Origin of the sequence: Clostridium sp. UBA2485 (genome assembly GCF_002341865.1) — a bacterium.
Lineage (GTDB): Bacteria > Bacillota > Clostridia > Clostridiales > Clostridiaceae > Clostridium_J.
The window spans coordinates 1-7703 of record NZ_DDOV01000022.1; the positions used below are offsets into that span (position 1 = coordinate 1).

The window sequence follows — 7703 nt, forward strand, 5'->3', positions numbered from 1 at the left end:
TTTTAAGCTCAAGCATAGCTTTTGACTTTCCAATAATATCTTCAACTTTTATAACTTCTCTTCCACCACTAACTTTATGTATTTTAGATTTTAAATGTTTTATTTCTTCAAATACAAATATTCTATCATAGGAAGATAGCACCGGAAAAACGGGTATAATTCTACCCATAAGTTGAAATCTTTCATCGTTTATGATTATAGTATATACTTCGCCTCCAAGTATATATTCACTAGTGGAAGAAATTGTTATTTTTTTATTTATATTGCTAGCAGTCAGCTTAAGTTGTTTCGTAGCACTTACGTTCATATGAACTATTTCATTGTTTTTAGTAACTAAAACACCTTTATCTACACTGTCTATTATTTGATTTAATAATTCTACCATCATATTACTTCTCTCAAACTCAAGGTGTTCATATGATTTAGTGCTTATAAAATCTGATATTTGATCTAAAACCTGAATAAATGAGTCAAAATTTTCTATAAAGTGAGTTCTTTGACTCTCCTCTGAACATACAAGCCCTATTACTCCAATAATATCTTTATTCAAAATTATAGGAGTACAAACAAGCATTTTTTCTACACAATTATTTATATGATTACACTTTTTACAGAAAGAATGCTGTCCAGGATTTTTTATTATTTGTTTTTCCCCAGTTTTTATAACATGATCATATACATATCCTTCCTTTGATATATCTTTGTTTACTTCATTCTTATAAATACCAGTGCCCGCTACTCTACACAAATTTTTATCTACAATCTCAACATCTACTTTAATTACATTTGAAATTATATTTGCATATTTAGCCACTGTGTCTTGAATCTCTAGTAATGTAGAACCCTTCATATTTATATCATTCCTTAAACATTAATTTATTTTTTCTACAATAAATTACAATAACTCCCACAAAGTCATTTTATCACAATTATATGAAAATTAAAATAAAATTTACTTCAAATCCTTATCAATAAGATAATTTTTCTAATAATTCATTGAAAATTTCGAATATACGCAATTTATCAATATTATAATAATTATCATTTTAATAATTTTTCTCCAGCTGTAAATAAATATAATTTTTTTTGTAACTAACAATTATTTGACTTAATCTAGTACTACTTGAATGAAAAAAACTAGAAATTTCAATGCTTTTCAAATTATGTCTAGATATAATTTTTATTATTATATAGATGTAATATTTAAAATATGTAGCATCTCCTATTTTAGACATATTTTTCAGAACTCTTATATTGTTCAAATGTTGATTTTTCAATATTTCCCCTATAAAATCTTGTCCAATTTATACTAATTTATAGATAAGTAAATTATAAGATATTTTGGCATATTTATTGCTTTAATATTTAAAAAATAAACTATATTAAAGAGGTAAATATGCTTATTTCAAATATATTAAATTTTAAAAAAGGATCTGTTTTATCAATAGTTGGAGCTGGTGGAAAAACTTCCCTAATGTTAAATCTAGCCGAAGAGCTAAGAGCTTGTAATAAGGTTTTAGTAACAACTACCACAAAGATATATCCTCCTGATAAAACATCTTATGATTTTATATGTATTGGAGAAGAAAATTGCTCTATATATGATGATTATGAGGAAAATGGTGTATATGTATATGGGAGTTTTATGAATGAAGATGATAAACTACTTGGTTTAAATAAAGAATTTTTGGATAACAAATTTAAATATTTTGACTACTCTATAATAGAAGCAGATGGTTCCAAAAGAAAATCTATTAAAGGATGGCGAGAAAATGAGCCAGTTATATGTAAAAATACCACTAAGACCATAGGAGTATTAGACATAACATGTATAGGTAAAATAATAAATGATATTAACGTTCATAGAGTGAACCATTTTATAAATATAAGTAATGGAAGTTTAGGTGAAAAAATATCCATTCCAATAATAAGTTCACTAATAACTCATCCTATAGGACTTTTTAAAGATTCTGTAGGAGAAAAGATATTATTTATAAATAAAGTAGAAAATCAACATACTACTTTATTAGCAAATGAGCTAATAAAACATTTGCATTCAAACTCTAACTTATTTATAGATAAAATAATTATAGGAAGCTTAAAAGAAAAAAGATACAGTTTAGTATCTCTTTAAATTGGAGGTTTGCCATGGTAAATGCTGTAATAATGGCATCGGGCTATTCCACTAGAATGGGTGAAAATAAATTGCTACTACCATTCAAAGGAAAACCCATAATTGAGCATGTTATAGATGCAATAAAAGAATGCAATTTTAATGAAATAATTTTAGTTGGTAAAGAAAAACAAATATTAGATATAGGTAAAAATAAAAATATTTTAACTGCTTTAAATACAGAATCCTATAAAGGACAAAGCCAGTCTATAAAACTAGGTATTTTAAATACATGTGCATCAGATGGATATATGTTTTTTACCGCTGATCAACCATTAATAGATTCCTATACTATAAATTTATTATTAGATACTTTTATGAAAAATAAAAATTCTATAATAGTACCTAGATACAAAACTAAGGCTGGTTCCCCTACTATATTCTCAACAAAATTCAAAGATCAATTACTTAATTTACAGGGAGATGTAGGGGGTAAGGCTATTATAAATAATCATCTTAGTGAAGTTTTGTTTATAGATTTAAAAAGTGATTATTCTTTATTAGATGTTGATACGGTAAAAGATTACGAATATATATTAACCAAAAATTTACAATGAGGATGGGGTAAATATGTATAAAAATGTTATAATTGTTAGGGGTGGTGGAGATTTAGCTTCTGGAACTATACATAAGCTCCATAGAAGCGGTTTTAAAATATTAGTTTTAGAATCTTATTATCCCACTTCTATAAGAAGAAATGTATGTTATAGTGAAGCCATATATACTGGTAAAATTACTATTGAAAACATTACTGCTATAAGAGTAAGCAGTTTTAATGAAATATTAAAATGCTGGCAAAATAATAAAATTCCTATCGCAGTAGATCCTCATGGTAAATTTATAGAAATGTTAAAACCTAGAATTTTAATAGACGCTATAATAGCAAAGAAAAACTTAGGTACAAAAATGAATATGGCAGAAATAACTATAGCTCTCGGACCTGGTTTTGAGGCTGGTAAAGATGTGCATGCTGTTATAGAAACCATGAGAGGTCATAATTTAGGAAGAGTTATATTAAAAGGAGAAGCCATGAAAAATACAGGAGTCCCTGGGGAAATTGGAGGATATTCTAAAGAGAGAGTTATATACAGCCCAGCTAGTGGAATTATTCAAAATGTAAAAGAAATCGGCGATTTTGTCTCCTCAGGTGAAATTTTAGCTTATGTAGATAGTATAGAAATTAAAACAGAAATAAGTGGATTATTAAGAGGAATCATAAGAAATGGCAGCAAAATTGAAAAAGGGTTGAAAATAGCCGATGTAGATCCTAGATGTCATGAAATTAGAAATTGTTATACTATTTCTGATAAAGCACGAAATATTGCTGGTGGTGTATTAGAAGCTATTCTATATTTTATGAACAAAAATACAGAAAGTAGAGTTAATGTGTGGAACAAAACATCCTAAGAAAACTTATGAAACCGTTGACAAAGGAGATTCTNNGGAGATTCTGTAGCTTTAGCTACTATAACTCATATTTATTGATCCACCCGTGGTAAAAGCGGATCAATAATGGAAAAATTCACGGTACTGTAGGTGGCAGTAAAGTTGAACATGAAATCATAAATAAAGCTTTAGAGTGTATTAAAAATAATGAAAATAGCACTTTTGAATATAAACTAAATGAAAGTGGAGAATTAGGTATGCAATGTGGTGGAGAAGCTAAAGGTTTTATTAATTAAAAATAAAGATACTTTAAATCATGTTAAAGATTTAAATAATATAATCTTTTAAGTTCTAAAATAAAAGGAGACTTACTATGCATAATTTATTTCTTACAGCTCCCAGTGGCACTGGTAAGAGTACCGTAATAAAAAAGGTATTATATGAATTGAATATTTCAATAGGTGGCTTTCAAGTAGAACGCTGTCTAGATAATGAAGGTAATATTTATTTTGATATGATATCTTTTAAAGATAAAAAAAGAAATAACATAATTGGTAAATGCACAAAGTCCAAAAAGCCAATTCCAAATTTATATACTTTTGAAACTAAAGGAGTTGAAATATTGAATACTAGCTTAGAAAATAGTGACTTAATAGTATTGGATGAAGTGGGCTTTCTTGAAGAAAATGCAGAAATTTTCAAATCTTCCATAAGAAAAGTTTTAGATAATAATAAAATAGTATTAGGAGTATTAAAAGAATTTGATTCACCTTTTTTAAATGAATTACGTAATAGAAAAGATATCTCTATAGTAAAAGTTACTTTAGATAATAGAAATTACATTGCAAGTCATATATTAGATATATTAAAAAATTGGAATGTTTCTATAAAAAATTCTAGAGATGAGATGAGTTTATGAAAAAAGTAAAAAAGTATTTACTATTTCCTATAGGTGCTATTTTAATTTTATTATCAATTTGCATAGGAAGATATTCTATATCCTTATATGATTTATATTCACTAAATGATAAAGCTATTGCTATATTTTTCAACTTGCGTTTACCTAGAATTATAGCTGCCTTATTAGTTGGTGGAGCTTTGTCTACTGCTGGTGCCTCTTATCAAGGTATGTTTAAAAATCCTTTAGTATCTCCTGATATTTTAGGAGCATCTGCTGGTGCTAGTTTTGGCGTCGCCATAGGTATACTATTTTCTTTTAATATTCACTTTATACAGATTCTAGCATTTATATTTGGTTTAATAGCAGTTATGCTCTCTTGGAGAATAAGTAGAAGAATCCCTCATCATGATCCAAGTTTAGTTTTAGTTTTATCTGGAATGTTGATTCAAGGATTGTTTACATCTGCAGTGTCTCTTGTGAAATATATATGCGATCCCTATGATAAACTTCCTGCTATAACCTTTTGGCTTATGGGTGGGCTATCTTCTATAACATTAAAAGATTTACAAGTTATGATAATACCTATAATTCTAGGATTAGTTCCTCTAATGTTGATAAGATGGAAAATTAACATATTGTCTTTTCCAGAAGATGAAGCAAAAACACTAGGAGTAAATACAAATAGAATAAGGATTATTGTAATAATATGTTCTACTTTACTTAGTGCTTCAATAGTTTCATATTGTGGAGTTATTGGATGGGTTGGACTGGTTATTCCACATTTAACTAGATCTATGTATGGACCAAATTATAAATCTTTACTACCAACTTCTTTTTTTATAGGTAGTTTATATATGCTATTAGTAGATGATCTAGCTAGGTGTATGTTTACTGTAGAGGTACCTCTTGGAATATTAACTTCTTTAATTGGAATACCATTTTTTGCTTATTTATTAATGAATGTAAAGAAGGGTTGGCTATGAAACTAGAAATTAAAAAAGCTTCCTTTGGATATGGTAATAACATACTTTTCAAAGATTTATCCTTTGAATTGGAATCTGGTGAATTATTATGTGTACTTGGTCCTAATGGAGTAGGAAAAACTACTCTTTTTAAAACCATGCTAATGCTTTTAAAATTAAAATCTGGAGAAATATTAATAGATAATAAAAATATAAATACTTTTTCTACTAAAGAATTATATAAACGTATATCTTATGTCCCTCAAGCACATACACCACCTTTTCCTTTTTCAGTGATGGATGTAGTACTAATGGGACGTGCTGTTTACATAAAAGATTTTTCATCTCCAAGTAAAATAGATATAGAAATTGCAGAAAAATCTTTAAATACTTTAGAAATAGCTCATTTAAAAAATAAAATTTATACAGAACTAAGCGGTGGTGAAAGACAATTGGTGTTGATAGCAAGAGCTCTTGCTCAAGAGGCTTCCATAATAATAATGGATGAACCAACATCAAATCTTGACTATGGAAATCAGATAAAAGTTTTAGCATTGATAAAATCATTATGTATAAATAACAATCAAACTATACTTATGTCATGCCACAATCCTAACCATGCTCTTTTGTACGGAAGTAAAGTTGCTATTATGAAAAAAGAAGGAGGATTTTCCTTTGGTAATCCATCTGATGAAATCACTACTAAAGTTATAAAAGAAATTTATGGAGTAAATATAAGAATGGTAGAAGCTACCATAAATGATAACTTTAAAAAAAATATATGCATACCCTTTGACTTCAAATAAGAATAAAGAAAGGAGCAATAATAACATGTTTAAAAAGCTTACAGGCCTATTACTATCTTTAGTTCTAATATTTTCTTTTTATGGCTGTAGCCCAAAATCTACTCCTACTTTAAATAGCCATAAAACTATAACAGATCAAGCAGGAAGAGAAGTAGAAATACCATCTAAAATAGAAAAAATATATTGTACAAGCCCCTTAGGTTCTGTATTTATTTATTCATTATGTCCTGAAAAACTAGCGGCATGGAATAATAAACTTTCAGAAAAATCTTTAGAATACCTTATGCCAGAGACTGGCAAGCTTCCTATAGCAGGTAGCCTACAAGGTAAAAAATCTGGCAATATAGAAGAAATAGCTAATCTAAAACCTGACATAGTAATATCTATGGGTGATATAAACGACTTAACTATATCTGGAGTAGAAAAATTTCAAAAACAATCTAATATTCCATTTATTCTTGTAGACGGAAAAATGGATAAATTACCTGAAGCCTACAGATTTGTTGGAAATTTATTAGATAAAAAAGATGAAGCTGAAAAACTAGCGCTATACTGTGAAAAAGTACTTAAAGAGTCTGAAGAAATTGTAAAAAATATTAAAGATGATGAAAAAGTAAAAGTTTATTATGCAGAAGGTCCTAAAGGATTAGAAACAGATCCTGAAGGTTCTCTTCATTCTGAAGTTATAAAATATGCTGGTGGAAAAAATGTAGCTGATTTTCCTGTAAAACATGGTGCACGCAATACTGTATCTATGGAACAGATTATAACATGGGAACCGAATGTTATCGTTGCAGACTCAAATGTATTTAGTGATGGTTCATGGGAACAACTTTCTGCAGTAAAAGAAAATAAAATATATATAATTCCATCATTGCCCTTTAGTTGGTTCGATAAACCACCATCAATTAATAGGTTACTGGGAATAAAATGGTTTCAATCCTGCCTATATCCAGATTTATATAAAGGAAATATAACTGAAGATACTAAAGAATTTTTCAAACTATTCTACCATAAAAATCTTTCTGACGAAGAAGTCAATAATCTTTTAAAAACAGGTATATGAATATAGTAATCTTTATAAAATAATATCTAACATTCATAAAATCTATTAGAATATATAACTTATAAATTAATTTATGATAAGTTATAAAAAAACTATAACGTAAGAAAAATCGACAAAATAACTATAGGGTGCTATAAGCACCCTATAGTTATTTTGCTGATTTTTTATTAATAAACATAGCTACTATAGGGATACAATACGAAAACTTAATATATACCCTAGAGAATAAATTTTCTATAAAAACAGATTAATCCCTTAGAAATTAAGGATTAATAATGAAGAATGAAGGATCTAGGAAAAAATTCACTAAAGGTGAATTTCTTAAAATAAAATTTATTTAAAAAAACTCCAAAGGCTTTGGCCGTGGAGTTTTAACCATAATTCTTCATCTTTCATTCTTAATTTTTCA

9 protein-coding genes are annotated in these 7703 nt (G+C 27.7%); 8 read left to right on the forward strand and 1 reads right to left on the reverse strand.

What is annotated here, in order from left to right:
• A partial coding sequence (locus tag B3603_RS03240) for a stage V sporulation T C-terminal domain-containing protein (RefSeq protein ID WP_291560685.1) occupies window positions 1-850 on the reverse strand: 850 nt, incomplete at its 3' end.
• 546 nt (window positions 851-1396) lie between these two features.
• Between B3603_RS03240 and yqeC the strand changes: the two genes are divergently transcribed.
• The 8 genes from yqeC (at window position 1397) to B3603_RS03275 (ending at window position 7294) form a co-directional block, all read left to right on the forward strand.
• On the forward strand, window positions 1397-2134 hold the full coding sequence (gene yqeC / locus B3603_RS03245; RefSeq protein WP_291560688.1) for a selenium cofactor biosynthesis protein YqeC: 738 nt from the start codon (window positions 1397-1399) through the stop codon (window positions 2132-2134).
• A gap of 14 nt (window positions 2135-2148) precedes the next feature.
• Complete coding sequence (gene mocA, locus B3603_RS03250) at window positions 2149-2730, forward strand: molybdenum cofactor cytidylyltransferase (protein WP_291560690.1); 582 nt, start codon at window positions 2149-2151, stop codon at window positions 2728-2730.
• Between the two features lie 13 nt (window positions 2731-2743).
• On the forward strand, window positions 2744-3580 hold the full coding sequence (yqeB, locus tag B3603_RS03255; protein ID WP_291560692.1) for a selenium-dependent molybdenum cofactor biosynthesis protein YqeB: 837 nt from the start codon (window positions 2744-2746) through the stop codon (window positions 3578-3580).
• 152 nt (window positions 3581-3732) lie between these two features.
• On the forward strand, window positions 3733-3855 hold the full coding sequence (locus B3603_RS23090) for a hypothetical protein (RefSeq protein ID WP_414632364.1): 123 nt from the start codon (window positions 3733-3735) through the stop codon (window positions 3853-3855).
• A 77-nt stretch (window positions 3856-3932) separates the two neighbouring features.
• Entirely contained in the window at window positions 3933-4478 is a 546-nt protein-coding gene (locus B3603_RS03260) for a nucleoside-triphosphatase (protein ID WP_291560695.1), read from the forward strand.
• Window positions 4475-5443 carry a FecCD family ABC transporter permease gene (locus tag B3603_RS03265; protein WP_291560697.1) on the forward strand — a complete coding sequence of 323 codons (969 nt, stop codon included), beginning with the start codon at window positions 4475-4477 and terminating at the stop codon, window positions 5441-5443. Before B3603_RS03260 ends, B3603_RS03265 begins: the two co-directional genes overlap by 4 nt.
• Window positions 5440-6228 carry an ABC transporter ATP-binding protein gene (locus tag B3603_RS03270; protein WP_291560699.1) on the forward strand — a complete coding sequence of 263 codons (789 nt, stop codon included), beginning with the start codon at window positions 5440-5442 and terminating at the stop codon, window positions 6226-6228. Before B3603_RS03265 ends, B3603_RS03270 begins: the two co-directional genes overlap by 4 nt.
• Before the next feature lie 25 nt (window positions 6229-6253).
• Complete coding sequence (locus tag B3603_RS03275; protein WP_291560701.1) at window positions 6254-7294, forward strand: ABC transporter substrate-binding protein; 1041 nt, start codon at window positions 6254-6256, stop codon at window positions 7292-7294.
• The last annotated feature ends 409 nt before the right edge of the window (window positions 7295-7703 follow it).